General features: G+C 41.5%; 19 protein-coding genes. 11 read left to right on the forward strand and 8 right to left on the reverse strand.

Annotated features, from left to right (window positions below):
- The first annotated feature begins 6 nt into the window (after window positions 1-6).
- The gene (locus tag I8751_RS11965) at window positions 7-744 is read left to right on the forward strand and encodes a class I SAM-dependent DNA methyltransferase (protein ID WP_214439381.1); all 738 of its coding nucleotides are present in this window, start codon (window positions 7-9) and stop codon (window positions 742-744) included.
- 364 nt (window positions 745-1,108) lie between these two features.
- Here I8751_RS11965 and I8751_RS11970 read toward each other — a convergent pair whose 3' ends face one another.
- The 4 genes from I8751_RS11970 to I8751_RS11985 all read right to left on the reverse strand — a co-directional run bounded on the left by I8751_RS11970 (window position 1,109) and on the right by I8751_RS11985 (window position 8,720).
- Window positions 1,109-4,348, reverse strand: a complete 3,240-nt coding sequence (locus I8751_RS11970; protein WP_214439382.1) for an efflux RND transporter permease subunit — start codon at window positions 4,346-4,348, stop codon at window positions 1,109-1,111.
- Between the two features lie 42 nt (window positions 4,349-4,390).
- Complete coding sequence (locus I8751_RS11975) at window positions 4,391-5,842, reverse strand: efflux RND transporter periplasmic adaptor subunit (protein ID WP_214439383.1); 1,452 nt, start codon at window positions 5,840-5,842, stop codon at window positions 4,391-4,393.
- Between the two features lie 1,036 nt (window positions 5,843-6,878).
- Complete coding sequence (locus tag I8751_RS11980) at window positions 6,879-7,310, reverse strand: hypothetical protein (protein ID WP_214439384.1); 432 nt, start codon at window positions 7,308-7,310, stop codon at window positions 6,879-6,881.
- Window positions 7,311-7,757: 447 nt separating this feature from the next.
- On the reverse strand, window positions 7,758-8,720 hold the full coding sequence (locus I8751_RS11985; RefSeq protein WP_214439385.1) for a M48 family metallopeptidase: 963 nt from the start codon (window positions 8,718-8,720) through the stop codon (window positions 7,758-7,760).
- 189 nt (window positions 8,721-8,909) lie between these two features.
- On the opposite strand from I8751_RS11985, the gene I8751_RS11990 reads away from it, so the two are divergent.
- The 3 genes from I8751_RS11990 (at window position 8,910) to I8751_RS12000 (ending at window position 12,773) form a co-directional block, all read left to right on the forward strand.
- On the forward strand, window positions 8,910-10,493 hold the full coding sequence (locus I8751_RS11990) for a helicase C-terminal domain-containing protein (RefSeq protein ID WP_214439386.1): 1,584 nt from the start codon (window positions 8,910-8,912) through the stop codon (window positions 10,491-10,493).
- A gap of 207 nt (window positions 10,494-10,700) precedes the next feature.
- The gene (locus I8751_RS11995; RefSeq protein WP_214439387.1) at window positions 10,701-10,913 is read left to right on the forward strand and encodes a DUF2839 domain-containing protein; all 213 of its coding nucleotides are present in this window, start codon (window positions 10,701-10,703) and stop codon (window positions 10,911-10,913) included.
- 1,518 nt (window positions 10,914-12,431) lie between these two features.
- Window positions 12,432-12,773: a DUF1815 family protein gene (locus I8751_RS12000; RefSeq protein ID WP_214439388.1), complete on the forward strand. Its 342-nt coding sequence runs from the start codon at window positions 12,432-12,434 to the stop codon at window positions 12,771-12,773.
- A gap of 584 nt (window positions 12,774-13,357) precedes the next feature.
- Here the strand turns inward: I8751_RS12000 and I8751_RS12005 are convergent.
- Window positions 13,358-13,915 (reverse strand): SRPBCC family protein, encoded by a 558-nt coding sequence (locus I8751_RS12005; RefSeq protein ID WP_214439389.1) that lies wholly within the window; start codon window positions 13,913-13,915, stop codon window positions 13,358-13,360.
- 460 nt (window positions 13,916-14,375) lie between these two features.
- Between I8751_RS12005 and I8751_RS12010 the strand changes: the two genes are divergently transcribed.
- From I8751_RS12010 to I8751_RS12025, 4 genes are all read left to right on the forward strand, one after another.
- Window positions 14,376-14,570, forward strand: coding sequence for a hypothetical protein (locus I8751_RS12010; protein ID WP_214439390.1), 195 nt, complete (start codon window positions 14,376-14,378; stop codon window positions 14,568-14,570).
- A gap of 224 nt (window positions 14,571-14,794) precedes the next feature.
- Window positions 14,795-14,959 (forward strand): rubredoxin, encoded by a 165-nt coding sequence (gene rd / locus I8751_RS12015; RefSeq protein WP_214439391.1) that lies wholly within the window; start codon window positions 14,795-14,797, stop codon window positions 14,957-14,959.
- Between the two features lie 163 nt (window positions 14,960-15,122).
- Window positions 15,123-16,358, forward strand: a complete 1,236-nt coding sequence (locus I8751_RS12020) for a BaiN/RdsA family NAD(P)/FAD-dependent oxidoreductase (protein ID WP_214439429.1) — start codon at window positions 15,123-15,125, stop codon at window positions 16,356-16,358.
- Between the two features lie 305 nt (window positions 16,359-16,663).
- Window positions 16,664-17,284: a Uma2 family endonuclease gene (locus I8751_RS12025; protein ID WP_214439392.1), complete on the forward strand. Its 621-nt coding sequence runs from the start codon at window positions 16,664-16,666 to the stop codon at window positions 17,282-17,284.
- 31 nt (window positions 17,285-17,315) lie between these two features.
- Here the strand turns inward: I8751_RS12025 and I8751_RS12030 are convergent, their stop codons facing one another.
- Window positions 17,316-19,397 (reverse strand): CHAT domain-containing protein, encoded by a 2,082-nt coding sequence (locus tag I8751_RS12030; protein ID WP_214439393.1) that lies wholly within the window; start codon window positions 19,395-19,397, stop codon window positions 17,316-17,318.
- A gap of 115 nt (window positions 19,398-19,512) precedes the next feature.
- On the opposite strand from I8751_RS12030, the gene I8751_RS12035 reads away from it, so the two are divergent.
- Complete coding sequence (locus tag I8751_RS12035) at window positions 19,513-20,004, forward strand: acyl-CoA thioesterase (protein WP_214439394.1); 492 nt, start codon at window positions 19,513-19,515, stop codon at window positions 20,002-20,004.
- 157 nt (window positions 20,005-20,161) lie between these two features.
- Here the strand turns inward: I8751_RS12035 and I8751_RS12040 are convergent, their stop codons facing one another.
- Together I8751_RS12040 and dxr are read right to left on the reverse strand one after the other, a co-directional pair.
- Window positions 20,162-20,359, reverse strand: coding sequence for a hypothetical protein (locus I8751_RS12040; RefSeq protein ID WP_214439395.1), 198 nt, complete (start codon window positions 20,357-20,359; stop codon window positions 20,162-20,164).
- 362 nt (window positions 20,360-20,721) lie between these two features.
- Window positions 20,722-21,918, reverse strand: a complete 1,197-nt coding sequence (gene dxr / locus I8751_RS12045; RefSeq protein WP_214439396.1) for a 1-deoxy-D-xylulose-5-phosphate reductoisomerase — start codon at window positions 21,916-21,918, stop codon at window positions 20,722-20,724.
- 199 nt (window positions 21,919-22,117) lie between these two features.
- Here dxr and I8751_RS12050 point away from each other — a divergent pair, with 199 nt between their 5' ends.
- On the forward strand, window positions 22,118-23,392 hold the full coding sequence (locus I8751_RS12050) for a mannosyltransferase family protein (RefSeq protein ID WP_214439397.1): 1,275 nt from the start codon (window positions 22,118-22,120) through the stop codon (window positions 23,390-23,392).
- Window positions 23,393-23,644: 252 nt separating this feature from the next.
- A complete protein-coding gene (locus I8751_RS12055) occupies window positions 23,645-25,009 on the forward strand; it encodes a DUF2079 domain-containing protein (RefSeq protein WP_214439430.1) in 1,365 nt (454 codons plus the stop codon).
- Window positions 25,010-25,072: the final 63 nt, after the last annotated feature.

The raw sequence follows: 25,072 nt of genomic DNA on the forward strand, positions 1-25,072 counted from the left end.
GCACCTATGGAGCAAACAGGCCCAAACTTCTATGACGATGAAGCAGTTTTTGCAACCTACATGCACCATCGTCAAAGTACAGATACACCGAACGATACGCTTGAAAAGCCAGTAATTATGAGTCTTATTCGATCTATTACTGGCAAACGTATCCTTGATCTGGGGTGTGGCGATGCAGCAATTGGGCGAGAACTTCTTGATCGCGGTGCTGCGAGCTACACTGGTATCGAAGGTTCGCACAAGATGGCTGAAGTTGCGACCAAGAAACTTGCTGACACGACATGTCAGATCATTAAGCAAACAATTGAGAACTGGACGTATCCACACGCAGCATTTGATCTAGTAATTGCACGACTTTCCCTGCATTACGTCGCTGATCTCGCACCAATTTGCACTCAGATATTTAATTCACTCACACCTGCGGGACGGTTGGTTTTTTCGGTCGAGCATCCCGTTATTACTTCATGCGATCGAGGCTGGACTTCTGGGAAGATGCGTCAAGATTGGGTTGTCGATAACTATTTTACGACCGGAGTACGAGTCACACAGTGGCTCGGTGGCACAGTCCAAAAATATCATCGCACAATCGAAGACTATTTCCATTTTCTCAATGAAGTTGGATTTATCATTGAGGATCTGCGTGAAGCACGTCCACAACGGGAACATTTTCACGACGTGCAGACCTATGAACGGCGAAAGCGTATTCCACTGTTTTTGATTCTCGCAGCACACAAGCCCGAATAGCATAAGTCTATCCTTGTACTTAAGGAAGCAAATAACACCATGCAGTAGATAGGCATAAGGCTTGTTATCTATCAAAAAACCTTAAGCTAACCGCCTTCGGTAACAGAGTGTAGCCATACCCCTATGGGGAAGCAAACTACCTCAGCGTTTCGTAGCTACTGTTACAAATCCATACAGTTCAGTTAAGGCTAAAACTCTTTGCCAAAGTCAATTTTTTTAACGTAGACGCGTAGCGGTGAAGGGGTCAGAGTCTTGGCGGTTTTCGTCGAGTTTGAACCCCTGAACCCGGAGGGCTTCCCGCAGGGTAGGACGCAAAGAGAAGAAAGAAATGCTTAACTAAACCGTATTGTGTTATGCATGGTCTTTAATTAAATCTTTTCTTCAATACGCGTAACCAGATAAACACTGGCTTCGTCCAATTACCACTTAAAATATCGTGCAGCAGAGTATAAAAGCAGGGAATAATAAACAGCGTTAGCACTGTTGCTAAAGACAAACCAGAAAACACCACTACACCCAACGGTTGCAGAAATTCTGAACCTTCCCCAATTCCCAATGCTAGAGGAAACATACCTAAAACAGTAGTAATGGTAGTCATCAACACTGGACGTAAGCGTTGAGGAGCAGCTTTCAAAATTGCGGTTTTCCGGTCGACTTTTTCTCGCTCAAGAATTTGATTTGCCAGTTCTACCATGATAATGGCGTTATTAACTACAATACCTACCAACAACACCGCCCCGACGATTACAGTTGCACCAATAGCAGTATTGGTTATGTAAAGTCCGAATATACCCCCAGCTAATGCCAGAGGAATCGTAAACATAATTACTAAAGGATCAATCAGGGAATTGTATTGCACTGCCATGACCACAAAAACTAAAAAGGCAGCTAATCCCCCTAAAAGTCGCAGTGAGTTTTGCAGTTGCTGATTAGATTCTGCTGCCGAACTGGGTAAGACACTGACACCCTCAGGCAAATCTAAACTATTGAGTATTGTATTCACCTGTTCTAAAGCCGCGCTTAAGCTAGCTCCTTCAGTTAAATTACCAGCGAGTAAGAAAACCTGACGCTGATTAATTCGCTGAATCTCTCCTGGAGCTTGCGCCTCAACAATTTTAGCCACATCGCTCAAGCGGATTTGACGATTGTTACTCACAAACAAAGGCAACCTCTCTAATTGAGAAGGTGTTTGCACCGATTCTTCATTTAACTGTACGCGGACATCTACTAAACGATTGCCGCGTTGTAACTGAGTTGGTGTACTTCCTTCGAGTGCAGTTTGAATTGTCTCCCCAATATCTGTAGTAGTTAACCCCAAAGCCGAAACTCTCTCCCAATCCGGAAGAATCTGAACTTCTGGTTGACGCTCATCTGCATCGGGGCGGAATCTCACTAAATTAGCTTGCTCTTCTAAGGCTGCTAGTACCTGACGGCCTGCTTGTTGTAATACATCAGCATCATTACCCTGAAGGATCACGTCAACGTCAGCACCACGAACCGGAGAGTTACTCAGAATCAAACCTCGCACTTGGCCAGGAGAAACACGCAAGCGAATTCCGACTAGATTTAGCTTGTTAAACTCCTCGGTAACTCTTTCTACATAAGCTTCGACATCTGTACCTGGTTTTAAGGTAATGTTGCTAGTGCCTCTTTGAGCATTAGCACTAGTATTGGTACCAAAGAGCGCACCACCAGCTGTAGAAAAAACATATTCTGTTTCTGGCTGATTGCGGAGAATGTCATCGACCGCAGCCATGACTTTGCGGTTGGTTTCTAGAGGTGTACCGGGAGGAAACTGGGCGTTTAAGTTGGCTTGTCCAGTACTGATCCGGGGGAGGATTTCTTGGGGAATTTGCGGAGCCATCCACAAACTACTACCACCAAAAACGATAATAGCGATCGCTACTGTTACTAACCGCCAGCGCAATATTCCGCGCAAAAAGTTGCCATACCCTCTCGTCGCCGCATCAAAGCGCTCATTAAACTTTCGCAATAGCCAAAATTCATTTAAACGGCTGGAAAATTTCCATCCCAACATTCGGGATGAGAGCATAGGCACAACTGTCACCGCCATTAAAATCGAAGCTGCTACGGAAAAAGTGATGGTAAGAATTAATTCATTGAACAGTAATGATATAAAACCGCCGATCAGCAAAAACGGTAACACTGCCACCAAATTTGTACTAGTGGAAGCAATTAAAGCTGATTCTACTTCTTGACTACTTTGTTCAGCCTGAGAAATGACCTGCTGCTGATTTAAGCGGCTTCTACTATTCTTGCCGGGAGTCATACCAACACCCTCGGCAATGTTCTCCAACATGACGATGGAGTTATCTACCACAATACCCACACCTAAAGCCAAACCACCCAAGCTAAAAACGTTGAGGGATAAGCCAAATAGCCCCATAAAGATAATGGCGGAAAGAGTTGCTAGGGGGATAGCTAGAACGATAATAAAAGTTTGTCTTAAGGAACCAAGAAATAGTAAAACTGCGATCGCTGCCAATCCTGTACCAATCAACCCAGAAGTGGCAACATTCGAGATGGAATTGCTAATAAAACGCGACTCATCTAAGGTAGCTGTCAAAACCGTCCCTTCAGGAATTACCCCAGATTGTCGCAGTTCTTCAAGGCGTTTTTTTACACCTTCTACAACGTTGATTGTGTTAGCATCCGGCTGCTTTTGGATGCTAACTTTAATGGCTTCTTCCCCATTAAGCAAGACAAAAATCCGTTGTTGTTCTGAGCCATCAATAACTTCAGCAAAGTCTCGCAAATAAACGCGGCGGTTGAGGACTGGAGTCTGAGAACTCGAAGTTGAAGAAGTAGCAGAAGCGACTTCAAAAGAAAGATTGCTGATTTCATTGGCATTTTGGAAGCGCCCAACAGTACGGGTTAATGGTTCAGAATTTTGCCCCAAAATCCGACCGCCAGAAACATCTTGGTTGCGGTCTCGAAGCTCATCCAATACGTCTGTTAAACCCACGCCTAAAGCTTGCAATCGATCCAAATCAACGTTTACCCTAACTTCTTCTTGAACTCCTCCTGATACGTCTACCCCTGCGACTCCAGATACCACACTCAATTCGCGGGCTAGTTCTTCTTCGGCAAAAACCCGTAAATCAACGCCTGTTAAGGAGGGTGAAGTTAAGGCAAATTCGTAAACTGGTAATTGAGAAGGATCAACTTTGAATAAGCGCGGTTCTTCAATAGCGTCTGGTAAAGTGCTTCTAGCTCTGTTAAAAGCAGCTGTGGCATCGTTTAAGGCTTGGTCAATATTACCTCCCGGTTGAAAGTACAGATCCAAATTTACCTGTCCTTCGCGGGTTTGGGAAAAAATCTGTATTACACCTTCTGTGGCGGAAAAAGCTTCTTCTAGTGGTCTTGTGACTTCATCAACTCCTATCTCTGGAGCGATCCCAGGTGCTTCTATCCGCACCCCAATTCTTGGATAGGTAATTGATGGCAGTAAATCTACTGGTAATTTAGTAAGAAAAAATACTCCTAAAACAACCACTGCCAAAGTGAGCATGAGAGTGCCGATGTGTTGGCGAATCGAGATCCCACTAATACTAAATCCGCCACTGTTCTTTACCTGCTGCATTATGGTTGCTTTGCTCCAATTAAAAATGCCAGATTCAAAATTTTAATTAGTTTTTTTATCTGCTGTTTCTGACAAAATTGATAAATTTACAACATCGCCATCTTTTAAAGGTTTTGCACTACGAGCAACATAGCGATCGCCTGGTTGTAAGCCGGATAAAATTTCTACTCTGCCATCAACCTTTTTTCCTAGGGTTACAGGACGCGCTGCTACCTTTGCTTTGCCTTCTGTATCTGTAACCACAAATACTGTGCCATTTTGACTTTCTGGTTCACTTTTAGCTGCTGCGGACGAAGAAGTTTTCTGATTTCCTGCTGGCTTTTGCAGAGCTGTTTGCGGTACCACTACTCGCTGTGCTGTCTGGCTGCCAAACGTCACTCGCGCCAAAAGTCCGCTACCAATGTTGTTAGCAGTATTGGGAATCACAACCTCTACTGGTATCAAACGAGCCGTGGCATCCGCAGCAGGAGAAATACGTACCACTCTCCCAATAAATGATCGATTGGGAAAGGCATCTAAGCGAACTTGTACAGACTGCCCTACTTGGACTTGTGCGAGTTCTAATTCGGAAACTTGGACTACGACTTTGACACGGCTAAAGTCTCCAATTTGCAAGACTTCGTTACCTGGTTGGAGAAGATTACCTGGTTCTGTCACCCTTTCTGTAATCACACCAGTGATGGGGGATACAAGTCGAGCATAAGATCGGCGCTCTTTGGTTTGGGCAACTACTGCTTGTTGGGCAACTACTCTGCCTTGAGCTGCGGCGACAGCTTCTTGTTCTGTACGGACTTGCTCTTGAGCAGCTCGCAGTGCTTGGGCTGCTGTTTGTGCTTGAGTACGTGCTTGTTCAGCAGTTTGTTCGGCAATTGCACCTTCTTTAAAAAGGTTTTGTTGCCTTTGCGAGTCTGCTTGCGCTTGCACCACTTCTAATCGCGCCCGTTCTACATCAGCACGGGCATTACTTACCTGGGTTTGGGTTCTAGCTACTTCTGATTTCAGGGCTGCTAGTTCTGCTTCTGCTTGCTTTAGCTCTGTCAAAAGTATGGCATCATCCAATTGCCCGACGTTTTGCCCAAGCTTTACTGTGTCGCCCACATCTAGATTCAATGCCAATAGCCTAGCTTCTACCTGCGATCGCAATGATACTGTACGGAAAGCTGTAGTATTACCGGTGTATTCTGGCGATTTTTGGAGCAAATCAGTACGGGCGATCGCTACGTCCACAGGCGTTGCACTACCCCCAGTATTACTGGGGCGCTGAGATTGTGCTTTAGCTGATTCTCTCTGAAATGAGCCACAACTCGCTGTCATCAATCCAATACCCAAAAGGCAAACAATCAACAACTTCGATGGTGATATAAACAGACGGAAAAATATCTCTCTGTTTCCTTCTTGAACGGTGTGATATAACTTGGAGTTAATTATTTGGTCTGTGGCTGCGTCATCTTGCATTTTCAAGAGTTTCTGTGGCTTATTTCCGTCCAGAATCATTTATTTTGCTCCTAACAGGGCGGCTTTGAGCTAAAGCTGCCGTCTATAACCAAGTGTCTTTGATAGATATGACATAGATATGACTAACAAAGAATATAAATAGAGCCTAAGTAGGGTTCTCAAAAATTCTTTATTAGTATAAAAAGTACTATTCTTCAAAAAGATCAAAAAACTCCCAAGGGCATACTGCTTACGCAGAGTCAGAGAATTTTAAGATACTTGATGTAATTATAAGCTTAGTATACGTACATTTAGTTTTTCTAAACTCTTTCGCAGGGTATAAAACTTGATGCTCACTGAAAAAGCAGCATTTTCGTCTCGAATTTCTAGAACAACCGCAAATCAACAAATATTTTGATTCTCATGATTGTAGTGAGACAGGCAGTAATTCTAACAGTATCTAGTTTAGATTAAGAAAAGTAAATAAGTTTGATATTTGGAATAAATGTCAATATCGTTCAGCAAGCCAAAAAGACCCAATTTCTCGCGTCTGATAAGACCAACTATCTACACCTACACGAATAAAGCCTGCCTCAGCAAGCTTTAAAAATCTTAGCTTAGCCCGCAAAAGCATACTTCTCTAAGAGGTTGTTTGAAAAGTCTAATTTATTACTCGCCCTGGCGACTAGAAGTCGCGCGCCACTTGCTTCTCCCAAGGGTAGACGCTGCGCGAACAAGTCGGGGAACCGCAAGGGCGCAGTGGCTTGGCTACACGGACAGGACGCGTAGCGGCTTCCCTCCGGGAAGGCCACCTGCGTGGGTTTCAAACCCTTGTTTTTACATTAGTCCGCGCAGGCGGGCTTTGTTTGTGTAGTAGCGAATTATATTCGCCCAAAACTTTTCAAACATCCTCTAAGGGATGCTAAGCGAACATTTATGTAATCCTAGCGCTTACGCTTCAATTTTTCGCATACTCATTGCAGCAACTGCTCATGAGGTACAGCAAGCCCTAATTAACCGCCGATAAAAGATGATGAACGCGGATAAACAAGGCAGTACGTTGGGGAGGCAGTGGGGTGAACGAACTCTGCTAGAGTTATTTTTGTCCTACTTGTATCGAATGCTGAGATAAAATTGTTTTCATCTTCAGGTTTGTAAATTGCACGATCGCTTTTACCAGTTCTTGCTGTTCTGGCTGCAAATTGAGTGTTTCTAGAGCCTGACTGATATCATTACCAGAACGTAATTTGTGGGCAAGTTTAGTACGTTGAGATGAATTTAAGACGGCGTTAATTTCTTTATTTCTTCTTTGGCGTACTCCTTGAAGTTGTTGACGCTGTTGGGGAGTAAGATTAACGTCTGATAATGAGGCAAAGTTGCTGGCAGCATTTGTAACTTGAGCAAAAACAATATCAGAAGCCGCATAGAATTGTGTCGGTGTTGCCCAAGCGATTCCAGGTATAAAGGTGACTAAGGCAAAAATAGTAACAGTTAATACAGACAACCGTTTTGTAAATTTAACAACCATATTGATCAATGCCTAAATCACAACTTTGAGGGTTTAGTAGTCCAGCTAAAAAGTATTATCCGTTGTGAGGGAATCCTAAAAGATAAATTATGCTACAGCTAATGTTGGTAGGTAAGACATATACCCTACAAAAATCCGGGGTAGGAGATAAACAATCTTGGGTAAAGGATGAAGAAACAAACCCCTTAACCATTACTCTTTCCCCCTTGCCCCTTCTTTTCTATACCCCCTACCCTTCGGGAACGCTTTCAGCGAACGGGTGACGTTCGCAAGCTCACTCTAAGTGTAGCTATGCCGCAGGCTTTACGCAGTCGCCTGGGTGGGCTAACCCTCCCCGTTCGCGGAGCGTCTCCCCGAGTGAGAAGTTGCCACAACGCGGGGAACCCGCGCAAGGCACTTCTCTTTGCAGCGCTGTCTCACCATGCCCAAAAACTATAAGTAAACGAACTACTCTGACCTTTTCATTCTGTTAATTTCCCGTTGCAATTCTTCAATTTGCCGACGTAAATCTTCTGTTTCATTTTCAGGAGTTTCTGCTGCAACATTGACTGCTCCTGATGCGGGCGAGCGCTGATAATTTCCTCGGCGAATTTGCTGATATTCTTCTGATACTGACCACTGTCGTAGATATTGCAAACGTTCCACAGGAAAAGGATGAGTCAGCATTGCACCTTGAAAGCCAGTGTACATCAAAAATTTATACACTTGGTTGAGTCCGTCTTCATCAAGTGCCTGATAATTTTCTGACTGCTTGATAAACTCTTGTAAACTGCATTCATTGGCATATTTGATACTACCACCAGTTACATTCATCATTGAAGAGATTACCAAATTTAAATCATCTGTTACTAATAGAGCAGCACGATCAGCCGATAACTCGGCTTTACGTCGCCATTCATAAAAAGCCAGCAACAAACCTTGGCTGACAAAATCACCAATACCAAAGGTTAAGTCACCAACTCTAGCAGCAACACTCTTCGCCCATATTGCCATTTGAATTAGAATAGTATGACCACATTTAATATGTCCCAGTTCATGGGCTAGCACCGCCCTAATTTCGGCTTCGTTTAGTAAGTCTAATATCCCTGTATTTATGACAATGTAAGGATGTTCTTGCCCAAGTGCATAGCTATTCGCTTGGGGGTTTTGCTCAACAAAAAGTGCTGGTTCTGGGTAAATGTCCAAATCCCGCACGCATTCTCGAAAAATCTGGTAAATAGTGGAATATTGGCGTGGCCCGACTTGGATGGTGTTGCCCATTAGATAAACTAACTGAGGGCGTTCGGCGAAAAACTCCACGAATTTACGAGCTAAGAAATCAAATCCTGGCAAATTTCGTAAAGCTTCCTCGGCTTGGCGATCCAGTGGATGCCTAAAGGCTTCGCTGGAAATTCCTGTGTAAGTTGGCATAATTTAGATAATTGGTTAGTGGTCAGTGGTCAGTGGTCAGTGGTCAATGGTTAGTGGTCAATGGTTAGTGGTTAGTGGTGAGTAAAAAATAACTAACATAACAACTAACAACTGACAACTAACAACCGACAACATAATAGAAATGGGGCTATTGGAAGTAAAAGTCACTTTTTATGGGATTAAAAGCTTGTGATTGAGGCAGAAGTCCATTTGTCACTACATAACTTCCTGCGATCGCAGGAGGGGTTCCCTTCCTGGCCCCATCATTTGACGATGGCCCGGTTGGTAGCACGCGCCTTGCGCCTAGGACGTAGTGCCTTAATTCAAGTTGGGGCAGTTTGTGGCTATCAAGGGCGATATCGCACTAGTTTTGTAGCATCAGCGTTGATGTGGCAAGGTTCTGTAATTATTGTTACTCCTGAAGCAGTACAGCAACGTTTGTTGCAAGTAGAAATTCCCCGGCTACAGCAGTGGCTACAAGTCAATAAACCAATCAGAACAGGTGACGCTTGGCCGGGTTCTGAGTTCCAAGGACTATTCCTGATTTCCCCTGAGGCTTGGTTAAAAGGGCAACTCATATCTTCTGATTATTTTCCTCCAGCTATTCCTACTATTATTGATGGGGTAGACGATCTAGAAAGTTGGGTACGTCGTCAGCTGACTAAAGATATTCAACCCCATGATTGGGATCAACTCATGCTAGCTTGTCCCCAGCAAGCTGAGGCAATTCGCTCTGCACGGGTACAACTCACAAAAGAACTGTTCCAGCATCCTGCTAATCCCTATGAGTGCTATTTGATTTCTCAGCCAGAAACAGAAATTCTTAACCGTCTTTATTCAATCTTAAAAACAGCCGATAATATACCTGATAACTGGCAACAGTTCTGGCAGCAATTTGAATATATTTCTTCCCCTGCCTCCTCTACCCCCCCTGCTTCTCTTTCCTTCCCTGCCTCCCCTGCTCTCTTCTGGGGAACCATTTCCCGTCGCCAAGGTTTATTTTCTTTGCATTACGCCCCACTAGAATTAGGAAAAATACTTGCACCTATTTGGCAAAGACAACCTGTAGTGTTAGTTGGTAGCGCTTTGGAAACAGAGACTGAGGCTCCGCTGTTTCGTCAGCGTTTGGGATTAGATGATGTCACTTGTTTAAAATTTTCTTCTGATAGTCAAGCAGAAGCAGTTCAATTATATTTGCCCCATAAGTTACCCTTACCCAACACACCAGAATTTCAAGCAGCATTTATTCACCAAGTCCGTACACTACTTTGTCTTAGTGCTACAGCACCAGGATTAATTGTTGTACTAGTGGGGGATGTACCGCTGAAAGCCCAGGTTGGGGCGATTTTGGCTTCTGAGTTTGGTTCACGGGTGCAGGTGGAAAAAACTTGTTTGGATGAGAATGGTATTTTGATCAGTGGTTGGGAATTTTGGCGGGAGCATCAAACAGTTTTGCCTGCACCTCATTTGTTAATTATTGCTACCTTGCCTTTACCATCTTTAGAAAATCCTCTTGTGGCTGGTAGAGTCGCTCACTATAAGCGATCGCATCAAGACTGGTTTCGTTTATTTTTGTTACCAGCTGCTTTGAATGAATTGCAGCGAGCGATCGCTCCTGTACGAGAAAGTCAAGGTATCATTGCTTTACTCGATAGTCGTGTAATTAACCGTAGCTATGGCGCGCAAATCCTTGCTGCTCTCAGTCCTTTGGCACGGATTAATTATCTTGATCCGAGTTTATTTTCCCATGCTGGTGAAGAAAATTCTGCTTAGTTAAAGAGCAAAAATTCTTGATCTTTGACTATTTACGTTTTGTCAACCACAGTGCGATCGCTTCCTACCAGACGCTATTATCAGTTTATTCATAAATTCTCAGCTTTATAAGCTATCAGAATTTTATTTACACTTTTGGTGTAATTGACTTGACTACCAGTGCCATCTTAGAACTTGAGTTGAATTTTTAATTTTGAATTGCTGATTATGGGTGAAGCAAAGCGTCGGAAAACCACACTCCAAGAAAAATACGGGCAAGAAACTCGAATCTTGCCTTGGGTTCCCATCACTAAAAACCAAGCTGAACTATTTGTTGCTTGGACTACTCGTGGTGCTTGGATAGGTATCGGTATTATGGTTGCAGCTTGGGTAACTATCCGTTTTATTGGCCCGGCTTTTGGTTGGTGGCAAGTAGTATAGGAGGCAACAGGCTTAAAAGTCTCTAGGTATAAGGATTTTAGATTTAGTCTATATCCTAATTTGCCTGACAGCTGCCATATCTTAAAATTTTCAACGGTTTGTAAAAATTTATATCTTGAGTATGGGCTGTTCGGATAATAACGCCTAATGTATGCTCCGTACCCAAAGAAATAGATTTTGAATATCTAAGAAATTAAGTATTAGCTCAGCAAGCTAGTTCTGATATGGATGGTTATAGATTATCCAGCGGATGAATTAAGAGTATATGCAATAAGAGTAAAAGCGTACAAATTTTGCAAGTAATGCGATGTGCAACTTTATCTCAAACCTAACCCCCAGCCCTTTCCCTACTAGGGAAAAGGAGTAAAATTCAAAGCCTCTCCCCGAAGCGGAGAGAGGTTTGGAGAGGGGTTTTAAAAACAAATCGCACATCGCGTAAAGTAATCTATGTCAACTTGCGATCAATTTTTGAACAATCTCAACCTAACCTCGAAAAAATCTACGTATGAGATAGCTTATTTCGTGCATCTGTCTTTAAACATATTTTGAGTAAAATATCGAAATCTCATATATTTATCCCGATTTTGGAGTTTGCTCTATTCAATTTGTTATTTCTAACTTTCGTTAGAGTGACAAAGTTTTAGTCTCAAATACTATTGGTTAAATGAGTTTTGTAGAAACTAGGTTTTCCTCCCTTTTGAAAATTCAAAACTGAAAATTTACATCATAATACGTTCTACTCAAAATTGATTTTTTGGCTTTTGTATAACTGTGTTTGAAAATTATACGAAATGTTTTCAGATTTTAGGCAACTCTTTTAGCACAGTTTCCCAAAATTGAAAAATATTGCCGTAATGGCAACATGGTATTTCTAAGTTTAGTTATTCTCAGTGTTGAACCTATAGATGATTGAGATTATAAATTTAGCACTGCTACCTAAATAACTACGGAGTATAAAAAGTTATTAAAAGGCAGTTAATAACCCTGAATCTCAAATCTCAAATTTGCACTATTATCTACCAAACTTCATAGATCTAAAATTGCTTGACTTAGCACACTCAACTCTTGGATTAAGATCGACTTATCTACGAAGACACATAAGTTCATTCACTAGACAAAGGACATAAAAAATACTGAAGAGTTATCAAAACCTTTGACAGTAATGAGGTTTGCTGTACACATTCAGATAAAAAAATAGATCCGTAGCCTTTCTATGGTTGAATGATGTCAAATTTGGGTTACTCTTAAAGCGGATCGATCTAACTCAGCATCTACTCAGACGGAATCGTATAAATAAAATATTAAATTTAGAAATTCTGTCTGATAAACCGAATCTGCAAACTGAATAGTTTGATACGGCAAGCTAAACAGTTATTCGCTACCCTAAGCAAGGAAGTCAATTAATTGACTCTATCAATGTCTGGTAATTGTAATGGATAGTTTACAATACCAGTGGGTGAGAAAATCTAAAGAAAATATAAAAGAAACTGACATGACTGTGGTGTCTGGAGGGCAAACGTGTTTCTAAGACTAGCGCATCAACACCGACAATTCGTTCAAGACTTGGTAATGAACCTGCAAGCCTTAGCAATTGTCTTAGAACGGCGCGGGTATCCTGCGTCCTGTTATACGTGTGGCGACCAAATGAATAGTGCTTCGTTTATGGTCAGCTTGGGAGATAATCACCTGATTCGGTTCTTAGTATCCGATTATGGAATTACTTGGACTGAGATGCGGGATGACCGTGAACTCATGAAGTTGGAAGGTGCAGAGGCAATTAACCAGTTACAGGAACTGGCTAATCTTGTCAAAGAGTTTGCACCAGCCTCTTCAGGTAATAAAGCTCTAGCTAAGAAGTGATAAGGATTCCTGTATCTGATGGGTTACATCAAAAAAGGTTCCGATAGTCGATCTCGAATTGGAAATCGATTGTTGGTAATTGCTAATAGGTAATTGCGGCCGTGTTTATGAGCGCCCGTTACCTATTTGCCATTACCGTTATATCTGAGTTAGTAGTTATTGCTTTCGGTTTGCTTATTTGGACATAACAAAGTAAAGGCGCATCGGCATATTTTAGACTTGAGTACAGGGTGGTAAATTGGGGAAAAGAATTCTAGCAAGAGAATCAAGGGCGCATTGTCGGCTTCATGTTCTTACTTTTATGGGTGTTTATTCTTCTGGGGTTTGTCGTCCGACAAGCTCCACAGACATCTCAACAATAGCAATCAATTAAAATAATTATGGTTTAAAAGTAAACCAAATTTGCTTGAGCAATCACTCAATTTTTTAGAATAGGGGCAATTTTTTTAAGTTTTTAATTCAGCGATCGCCACGTTGAAAAACTACTGTTTGGTGTAATCGAATTTTATATGTATTGTGGCGATCGCAGCAGCGCAGAATTCAGTATTAAAATTCCCCAATAGCTTTCGCCTGTAGCAACATCTTTATTGAGCCTTACATAGCACTTGCCGCATTTTCCGCATATTCGCAGGCAACTCAAAGTTCATCGCTTGTTGAATGAAAATAGAAGGTATAGGGATATTAGGCGTAGCTTGCACGTTATAAGCTAATAAAGTACCGTTACCACAATCTTTTAGCTCTAAATTGGCTGTAAAATCGAGAAAGTTTCCCTTTTCCATCTTAAATTGAATTTTTTGCCCTACAACTTCCACAACGTTAAGATAAATTTCAACTTGAGCCGTGAAAAACAAAAAAGCTTTTTGTGCTACTTGATACAAACGCTTAACTTCGCCTTTATACAAAACTTCGCTTTTGTTGATGTCAGGAAAATATTGTACCCAACGAGGGTAATCGGTTAATTGCTGCCATACCTGCGATCGCACTAATGGTAAATACATGCAGGCAGTAACAGCACCGCCCCAGGCTGTATGCGATTGCGTTTGCACCAAAATTTCACCCTGTATCAGCAATCTTTGTTTTTCATTGCTCGAAGCCATATCTGAACCTGTAATAATTGAGTCTAAGATATGAGACGCAGACATACGATTTGTATTACTCCTCAAATTACCCACCTTCTAAGGTTGAGACTCCAAACTATCAAAATAAGTTCGAGTCTAGCCAACTAAATATTAATTCCAGTTTCACATCCAAATTTCCTGGAATTAATCATTTTCAGGTCATTATTCAGGCCTTCTACTTAAAGAAACTGTATTTAAAATTACATTTAATTAAAAATATATGCAAGTGGCTTTTAATATAGCACCACTTCATAAATGAAAAATCGAGTTGATAACAGCTAGAATGGCACAAATGTAATCTCAGATGCAAGTTGCAATTAAGCCTAGATATTCACATCAGGTGAGAGTTCTGGAGAGTTTTTTCCTAGCAATACACCTGTAGTTAGCAACTCTTTATATTTGAGTTATGTTAATCATTGAACACTAGCTTGATCTTGTCAACATATCGATTAGTAGTACATTTTGAGTTAGAGAGGTAATTAAGATGAGACAATCTTCCTTAAATCGTTTACTGATGCAAGCTTTTGGTGTATTTCTGGGTATTGGCATAGCAGTCTGGGTACTCAGGGGTTTTGGCATTCTCACGTTTATTCCAGGTGGAATTATTTGGCTATTTTTATTAGGAGCGATCGCTATCGGGATCATCAATTATGCCCAAAGAACTTGGTGGCGTTTCTAAAATTGTTCTCAGTGATTTTGTTACACAGAGATAAAATTACTACTTAAAGGCACACCACTAAATTTATGCGACATATCTTCCCAAAAAGATAAAATTTCAAGGATATTTAGCTACATCAAACCTTTATACAATAACCTCTATTGATAAATTTATGAGTGTATCAATTATCACTCATCGTTCAAAGTATGTAGAGCAATAGCAATAACTGATCAGGAGAAAAAATCATGGAACTTTATGTGTGTACAGTCTGCGGCTATGAATATGATCCAGAAGTAGGCGATCCAGATGGCGGTATAGCTCCAGGAACGCCCTTTGAAGAGATACCAGAAGATTGGGTATGTCCAGTTTGCGGCGCAACAAAAGATGAATTTGAACCAGCAGATATGTGAAGATAACAATATAATTCGTAATTCGTAATACTCGCCCTTGGCGAGAAGTAAGCCACGTAATTAAATTTTTGTAAGATTTTCAGACATTTGGAATAGTTGGTTTGCTTACACCGTGAGAGACTAGCCTAGAAAGTAGGTGCTATACAAAGAGACATTTTTGAAATTGCTACCGTTACAGATTGTAGTTATTGGAGGTGGGGCTGCGGGATTTTTCGGTGCGATCGCTTGCGCTGAATCCAATCTTTATGCCCAAGTTACTTTACTCGAAGCTGGCCGTCAACCGCTGGCCAAAGTTCGTATTTCTGGTGGAGGACGCTGCAACGTCACTCATGCTTGCTTTGAAGCAGGTGAATTGGTACAAAATTATCCCAGAGGCGGAAAAGCTCTCCAGGGTGCTTTCACGCGCTTTCAACCCCAAGACACAATAGCTTGGTTTGCGGATCACGCAGTCAATTTAAAAACTGAAGCAGATGGACGGATGTTTCCGATTACAGATAGTTCCGAAACAATTGTGAACTGTCTGATGAATGCGGCAAAAGTATCGGAGGTAGAAGTTTGTACGGGAACATCTGTTGTTGCAGTCAAACGACTACCCAGTAATGAATTTGAGATACTTTTGAAGTCGGGAGAAATAAAGAAGTGTGATCGCTTGCTCTTGGCAACGGGAAGCAGCCCTGTAGGTTATAAAATAGCTCAGGAGTTTGGCCATCAAATTGAACCGCCTGTCCCCTCACTATTTACCTTCAACATTTGCGATCCTCATCTTAGGGCTTTAGCTGGAATTAGCGTTAACTCTGTGCAATTACGTTTATCTGTTGGTGGAAAGCCCCAAATAGCCCAAACAGGGCCATTACTCATTACTCACTGGGGTTTGAGTGGCCCGGCTGTTTTAAAGCTTTCGGCTTGGGGTGCAAGACTTTTGCATGAAAGCCGCTATCAAGCCACATTGTTAGTCAATTGGCTACCGCATTTACAACAAGAACAGGTACGACAAAAAATCTTAGCAGTTAAAACTGAATGGGCTAATAAAGCGATCGCATTGCATCGTGGAGTTGATCTACCTCACCGCCTTTGGCAATATATTATTGCTCGTGCAGATATTACTACAGAAGACCGCTGGGCAGGAATCTCTAACAAAACGTTAAATCAATTAGTGCAAGAACTTACACAGGGACAATATTTAATTACTGGTAAGGGAGTTTTTAAAGAAGAATTTGTCACCTGTGGTGGTGTCAGCCTCAAAGAAGTCAACTTCAAGACAATGGAAAGTAAATTAGTTCCGGGACTTTACTTTGCTGGAGAAATCTTGGATATTGATGGCATTACTGGTGGATTTAACTTCCAGAGCGCTTGGACAACAGCTTATTTAGCTGGTAATGCAATGGGAACTAATTCGTAATAGTTACGACGCGATCGCCTCGCACTTTGGCAAAGCGTTAGAATTTGCAAGAGCGATCGCTCTCAAAACCCAACACACCCCGAATATAATAAGTAGGTCGGCGTAAATAATTATTGTTGGGATAAGGCAGGGAGCAGGGAGCAGAGAGCAGGGGGAGAAAGAGTTTGAGCCTTATTTACTTTTATTCACACAGTTTGGTTTTATTGCACTGACTTAACTTAATTTTTAGGTTGGGTTGAGGAACAAAACTCAATATAATATCGCCCTATTTCGTTGCCTTTCACTCTCTTGTAAAGCATAAATCCATGATTTCAGCTACTACTAATACAGGTTCTCTTAGCTTTGAGGCATTCGTAGCTGCCTATCTGGAGGATGTACGCTACGAGTTAATTGATGGAGAACTAATTGACTTGGAACCTACTGGACTCCATGAACAGGTTACTGGCCTAATTAATCGTAAGCTGAATGTGGCAATTGACCTGCTAGATTTGCCTTGGTTTATTCCAATGAAATGTCTGATTAAACCATTAGGTTTAAATTCGGCTTTTAGACCTGATGTTGTAATTCTTGATCGTACTGCTTTGGCGAATGAGCCATTATGGCAAAATGAGCCAGTAATTACGCTAAGTAACTCTGTTAAATTAGTAGTTGAAGTTGTCAGTACCAATTGGCAAAATGACTATGCCCGTAAAGTAGAAGATTACGAAGTACTTGGCATTCGGGAGTATTGGATTGCAGATTATTTAGGGCTAGGAGGGAAACGTTACATTGGCTCATCTAAACAACCTGTGATGACAATTTATCATTTAGTAGATAGCGTTTATCAAATACAGCAGTTTAGGGGAACCGACCAAATTATCTCCCCAACTTTTCCAAATTTAAATTTAACTGCTGAACAGATATTTGCTGCTAGTCGTATTTATTGAAGAATACAGAATCTAGTGGGTGGCTTATTGGCTACAATCCATTACCAATCAAAATAAAGGATGCCCAATAGTAAGGGTGAGCGAGGTTACTGCTGACCGCTGCCGAGATATCGGGATTTTTTGTCTGTGAGTCTCCAGTAATTAAAGCAATTTGGGCTTGCCGTAAAGCTTCGGTTTTGGTAAACTTCCCTGATGAGAGCGTGGTATAAAAAGCATTCATCAACGCCTGGGTTCCACCATCATCTACAGCCCACAAAGAGGCGATCGCAGCTCTTGCGCCAGTTTTTTGAATTTGGTAGCCAAAGCCCAAAATTTCTTCACCATTGCCCAGTTTGCCCCCCAAGCCAGTTTCGCAGGCACTCAAGACTACCAAGTCTACACGGGGGAGTGACCAAGTGGCAATATCTGTAAGGTCAATGCGATCGCCATTGCCAAATAAAATAAACGAATCTTCTGGTTTTCCCACCACGAAAGCTGCATGAGTCGCTAAATGAACAATTGGATAATCATCCATTTGCGGTATAGTAACTTGGGGACTAAAAGCATCGTCTAAAAGTTTTTTTGTTTCGGGAACGATCGCGGCTAAACTTTCCACTTCTCGTGCTGCAAAGGGCAATCCAGAAAAGGCAACTTGTCGATTACCTAATGCAACTTCAAAATTACCTCTAGTAAAAGCACCAGCTAAAACTCGCAAAGTAGATGCTCGTGGGCTATTTAAGTTAGTTAGACTCGTAGCAGTAATGTGATTGACATTAAAGCGCTCTACTAGCCATTTTTTGCCATCGTATAGGGCTGCTAAAGGAATATAGCGTAACTGGTCATCTGGTGCATAAATCAGAGTTTGTGTCCCTGCTTGTTGCAAGTCATTTGCTATGGGTTTAATTAACCATGCATACAACTGACTGGCAGGGTTTTTAATATTCCGGCTGGGATTTGTTAAAGCTTCACGGAAGGTAGCAATAGTTTGGTTGAGTTGCTCACGCGTGACAGCAACCGGGCGATGAATTGGCGGGGAATCAGGAGTTACCAGTACCAATTCTAAGCGATCTTCGAGAACTAATGGATAAAGAAGTGCAGATTTTTGAGGTAATCGCGCCAAATTATCGCGGATTTCGTTAATATTTTCTAAATCTAAATTTTGTCGTTTGGCTGTACGGCTAATTTGATCTATCTGTGCTGTAACTGCGGGACTAGTAATAAATTTGTTAAAGGCTTCTAGGAGTTGTTGCTGATTGGCTACCAGTTGAGTGATGCGTTGATTTTGTTGTGGCGATCGCTTCTGCGGAGGAATGTTACGTAATTTTGTCAGTTCTTTACCTAAGACAACGGCATTATCCAGAGTTTGATCCAACTGTTGTTTAATTGGTTTTTCTATGGGCAATATATTAATGCCTTTAGCAGTCCGCTGATTACCAGGTACATTGTGGAGATAGTCCTCAAGTTCTTCAACTTTGAGTAAATCTATAGTCCGTTGCGCCTCTGCAACACGTCCTAGTTTAAGCAAGCGTTCACCCAAAATGCGATATGTCTGGGCAACAGTTATGCTGTAAGCATCTGGTTGTGGTAAAGAAAATACTGATGGATTCAAGCGAACTTTTTCGCGGTTAATTAAGCAATGCTTGTAAAAGAAAACTGCTAACTCTGGTTTATTTTGGATATCAAATAAGTAAGCTATATTACTATAGGTTTTACCCAAGTCGGTGTAAGCCTGCCCAGGTGTACTTTCTTTAACACTAAGTTCTTTATTAATGCGTAAAGCTGTGAGATAAAAGCTGAGTGCTTGGGAATACTTCCCGTGATTTTGATACACTCTACCTAAATTATTCAGGGTGACAGCTTCCCAGGAAGAGTCTGCAACTTCTTTGCTAATGACTAATGCTTTCTGTAATCTCTGCAATGCTGCTGAAAACCTACCTTGCACAGATTCTGCGATCGCTTCTGCGTTTAGCCGCCTAATTTCTGATTGTTGAGTATTCTGTGGTTGTTGTGCATGGTTGTGTTGTTCTTTAGTATTTAAATTTACTAAATTACTTTTGGGATATGCGATCGCAGCACTGAAGAAAAACAGTACATTTATTGCAAAAATACTACAATATCGAAGATGAGGGTACATAAAAAACCCCTCGTGTTTGCGAGAGTTCAATACTAATGGAGTAGATTTTACAGCGCAACTCTTTTTTATGCTAATCCAGATCAAGAAAGTTTATAGTTGCTAAAAAAATTTGAAGATGTTTGAAGAACAAGCAAAACTACCACCAACTAACGCCCTTGATATTCCATCAAATCGGAACTTTGACAGTTGGTTTGAATATCCTGTGAGAGTGCAACCTCATCATACTGATTATGCAGGTATTGTCTGGCATGGTACTTATTTAACTTGGTTAGAAGAAGCACGCATAGAATGTTTGCGCTCAATAGGTATTGAGTTTGCTGATTTAGTAACTTTAGGCTGTGATTTACCAGTTGTAGAACTTTCTGTGCGTTATCACCGTTCTATTCAGCTAGGAATGGCAGTAGTAGTAAAAACCCGCATGACTGAGGTTACAGGTGTGCGTATTAACTGGGATTATGCGATCGTCTCAACCGATGGACAGCAATTATATGTTACTGCCAAGGTGGCATTAGTAGCATTAGATCGCGAAAGAGGCAAAATTATGCGTCAGCTACCTCCCAGTGTCAAAGATGCACTAGCGAAGATTTCTTCATTACACAATAATTGATTAAAGAAGCTTCAGATTTAAGTTTTTTGCTCTGCGTCTCTGTGTTTAAAGAAATACTTTTTAAACGCAGAGGCAAAGCAGCGCAGTCTTCTCCCAAATTGATAAATAAATTTTCTGTAGAGACGGCGATTTATCGCGTCTCACCAACTAATCCTTTTTACTTAACGCTGCGTATCTGCGACAAGGTTTGAGCAAACTGCATTATTTGATGCCAAATGTCATGCGGTGTAATACCAAAACCAATATTTAATAAAATTAAAATTGCGGCAATAGTTAGTGCATTGCTGACAGTTGTTTTTAGCAACTTCCACAGCACTACAAATATGATCCAAGCAATAATCAGGGTAGGAATCATAAATACCAATTCTTAAAGAATTGCCCTTATGTAAAAAGGTTTTTATTCAAAAAGGTAAATTTTTACGCATGTAACAATTACTGCTATGAAAGTAGTTTGACCCTAGTTATAATAGATACAATACTTTAAGGATTTAGTAGATTTTCTTAGTAATTGCTGCACATTCATAATACCATAAGTTGACACAAAAAATTGTCAATTATCAAACTTTTTTGGATAAGTTACTCAAAATATTTCTTTTTTTTGGAACAGGAGTAGTGAGGGTGGTGTACTCAGAGAATATTTGTAAAGTCTTAGCCCAAAACTTTTAAAGTTTCTCTTTGCTCACCATCCTCAACAGTATTTTTCTGCTAATGAAATTCTTAGCGCACAGAAATTATTGGCGAGTGATCTGCTAACTTGTTAGTTGCAGTTAAAACTTCTTGTCTAGCCCATTTATCTGCTGCCAAAATGTCATCTAAAGTGGGATTTGCACAATTATTATTTTGATGGCGATCGCACACCCATTCGATACATCGGGGAATATCTAAAAATTGAATTTTCTCTTCTAAAAATAAAGCTACAGCTTGTTCATTAGCGGCGTTTAACACAGCTGGCATCGAACCGCCAGCCTTACCCACGGCGTAAGCTAATTGCATACAAGGATACTTCTGGTGATCTGGTTCACGGAAGGTTAAATTACCTGCTTTTACTAAATCCAATCGTTCCCAGTCGGTGTAAATGCGCTCAGGCCAAGATAAGGCATAAAGCAAGGGTAAACGCATATCAGGCCAACCAAGTTGGGCTAAAACTGAAGTATCTTGTAACTCAATCAGAGAGTGAATAATGCTTTGGGGATGAATGACAATTTCGATATCGTCGTAATCCAACCCAAAGAGAAAGTGAGCTTCAATCACTTCTAGCCCTTTATTCATCAAAGTGGCAGAGTCTACGGTGATTTTACGCCCCATCGACCAATTAGGATGCTTGAGGGCATCGGCAACTGTCACTTGTGCTAACTTTTCTACATCCCAATCGCGGAAAGCCCCACCAGAGGCAGTGAGCAAAATCCGCCGTAAGCCACCTGGAGGCACACCTTGGAGGCACTGAAATATTGCCGAATGTTCGGAATCTGCTGGTAAAAGTTTTACCCCGTGTTTCTCTACTAGAGGTAGAACTACAGGGCCGCCAGCAATGAGAGTTTCTTTGTTTGCAAGAGCAATATCTTTACCAGCTTCAATAGCGGCGATGGTTGGGAGTAACCCAGCACAACCAACTATACCTGTGACAACCGTTTCGGCATCGCCATAACGAGCGACTTCAACAACTCCAGCATCACCTGCTAGTAAAATCGGTTGGGGATCAAGATCTTTAATGGCTGCTTGGAGTGCTGGCAATTTTTCTTCCGAGCAAATCGCTGCTATACTCGGTCGAAATTGTCGAATTTGAGCAGCCAACATTTCCACATTATTTCCAGCTGCCAATCCCACAATCCGAAATTGATCTGGGTACTGAGTCACAATATCTAAAGTCTGAGTACCGATTGAGCCAGTGGAACCAACAAGAGTAATCGCTTTCACAATTGCTTAAGGATTTACAGACAACTCCCACTATAAATTGCTGGGACTCCTTCGGGATCAAAAATTTAGTTAAGTGATCAAGTAAACATAAAAACTCTATCCACAAGGGGATAAAGTTTTGTCAGTGGTCAGTGGTCAGTAGCTAAAAACAACTGACAACTGACCCGCATAACATCAATCTTTTTAAACATCAAAGCTTATGGTTCAAGTTCAATTAATGATCAAAAAAGTTTTATGGAAAAATGATTTAGTCTTTCCCGTTGTGATGTGGCTGGCCAGCCGAATGTTTATATGGACTGCGATGTTGCTGGTTGCTCCCTTGCTACCGACATCACCGGAGAGAATTGCGCCGACATTTGGCTGGGGAGTTTTTGATGCTTGGGATACTATACATTACCGAGCGATCGCAACTTCCGGTTATGAGTTCGTCAACGACGGCAAGGGACATAATATTGCGTTTTTTCCTCTGTTTCCCCTTTTGATTCGGGGACTGATGAATCTGGGCTTGTCGTTTGAAGTGGCTGGCATATTGATAAATAACCTAGCGTTTTTATTAACACTTTACTTTTTATACTTTTGGGCTAAGAAATTTTATGGTAGTAGCGCCGCGCGTTGGTCTACTACAGTTCTTGCTTGGTGCCCCTTATCTTTATTTACAACTGTAATTTACACTGAAGGGCTATATTTATTACTCAGTACAGCAGCTTTGCAAGCCTTTGATCAACAGCAATACCGCTGGACAGCCTTTTGGGGGGCAATGGCTACAGCTACACGTCCTACAGGCATAGCACTGATCCCAGCGTTAGCGATCGCAGCTTGGAAACAACGCAGACCTCCTATTGCCTACATTGCAGGTTTGTCCACTGCTATTGGCATACTTCTATTTAGCTTATATTGTGCGATTAATTTTGGTGATCCTTTAGCATTTATCACAGCCCAAAAGGGTTGGCGACCTTCTTTAGGATTTGATTGGCAAGGTTGGTGGAAAATGCTAATGCAAATTACAGTTGGCACAACCAATTGGAAATATGGCTCTATTAAAGACCCTTTACCTCCTCTATTGTTTGGCGTGATTGTAGTCGGCGCTTATATGTTGTGGCGTTACCGTCAAAAATTGGGCGCTATCAAAGTAGACTATGGCTTTGCCGTTTTAATTTTATTGTGGTGGATATTAGGGGGCGATCCATTGATTAATATGGCCGCAGTTTTAGGTGGTGCTTACTTGTTATGGCACTTACGCACAGAATTAACCCCTGTTACTTTGATCTACGGCTGCTGCGGTTTAGGGTTAATTTTCGCCTCTGGCGGAACCTGGTCATTAAGTCGCCTTGCTTACGGCATTGTCTCATTAAGTGTAGCCTTGGGCGTGTTGTTATCTCGTCATCCTCGCTGGGGATACCTGACGCTGTTTTTCTTTATGATCTTACTTGCCACCTTCTCTATTCGATTTGCTCAAGACCTCTGGGTAGGATGACTGAAGAGGCAAGGGAGCAGGAGAGAAGTGCGGTCTTGGGGTTTCCCCAAGTAGAGCAACTTCGGAGAGCAGGGAGCAGAGGGAAAGAATTCAGCCACTCGCCTGCACGGGGATACAAAGCAACTACATTTTCTCCCCTGCCTCCTGCCTCCTACCTTCTTACACTAGGTATGAGAAGATAAGTAGAATTAATAATCAGCCTTGCAATTGAGTGTGAGAAAACCATTTTTCAAGCTTGGCGCTGTCCCTTGGATGATTAGCATCAGCGCCTTAATTTTGTTTGGATGCAGTAGTTTAAGACATACGTTGTTTCAGTCGGGAGTTTTCGATCTGGGAATATACGATCAGGTCGTTTACTTAATGAGTCAAGGACAATCGCCAATCTCCTCTTTTTTAGGCTTTCATCACATGGGCAACCATGCAGCCTGGGCAGTTTATCCGTTGGCTTTACTGTACAAAATTTATCCCAGCCCTTACTGGTTATTAGCTGTGCAAGCAGTAGCATTAACTTTGGGTGCTTTGCCTACTTGGTATCTTGCCCGTCAAGCAGGGTTAAAGGAAAGTCAAGCAGTCACAACGTCAGCAGTTTACCTGCTGTATCCCCTAATTTTTAATGTTAATTTGTTTGAATTTCACCCGGAAGTGATGGCTGTCCCGGTATTGCTGGGGGTAGTTTTAGCGGCACGACTAGGTAAAGTAGGGTGGTTTTGTTTAGGCACTATTTTTATTTTGGGCTGTAAAGCTGCTTTATCGCTGACAGTAGCGGCTATGGGTTTTTGGCTGCTGGTGTTTGAAAAACGGCGTGTGTGTGGTGCGATCGCCCTAATTGCTGGTATCACCTGGTTTTTGATTGCTAGTCAGGTAATTATTCCCTTGTTTAGCAATGATGAAGTAGCAGCAGTATCACGTTACAGCTATCTAGGTGATTCAGTTTTAGAGATTGCCAAAAATTTGTTATTAAAACCCCAGTTGGTATTGGGCAGGATATTTTCGCTAGATACTCTAGGATATCTGGCACTATTAATTGCACCTCTAATTTGGGGACTCGCCCCAAGACAGCTAACTCCTTTAGTGAGTGCGATTCCTGCTTTGGCGTTGAATATTCTTTCTGACAAGCAGGCACAAAGAGATTTAATCCACCAATATTCTTTACCAATTTTGCCTTTTTTGATCCTAGCTGTCATTGCCAGCCTGAGTGCTGGTAAAGGATGGTTCAAAAATAGGCGCACAATTATTTTATGGGCTTTGCTGGCTTTTATGGTGTTAGGAAAATATAGCTATTTTTGGTCACGATACTTGAGATCAATAGATACTTGGCAAGCAACACGTCAAGCGATCGCTCAAATTCAGACCAAAGGTGCTGTTTTAACTACTCACAGCATTGCCCCGCATTTAACCCACCGACCTTTTGTTCAATTCACAGACGATTTGAGTGGTTCACCACCTGACTTCAAACAATTTGAGTACATCTTACTAAATACCCGTCACCCAGATGGTACTCGTAATCCTGAGTTTGCTAACAAATTAGTTAATCAATTGAAAAATAACGATTATTTTAAAATGACTTATCAACATGATGACGTTTATTTATTTGTGAATAATTCTTCAATAAAATAACGTCTTTTTGGCTTTGTATCGTTCTCTAAGAGAGCAAAGATATTGCATTTATTAATTAAAAAT

This window comes from Atlanticothrix silvestris CENA357 (assembly GCF_016056295.1).
Classification (GTDB): domain Bacteria; phylum Cyanobacteriota; class Cyanobacteriia; order Cyanobacteriales; family Nostocaceae; genus Atlanticothrix; species Atlanticothrix silvestris.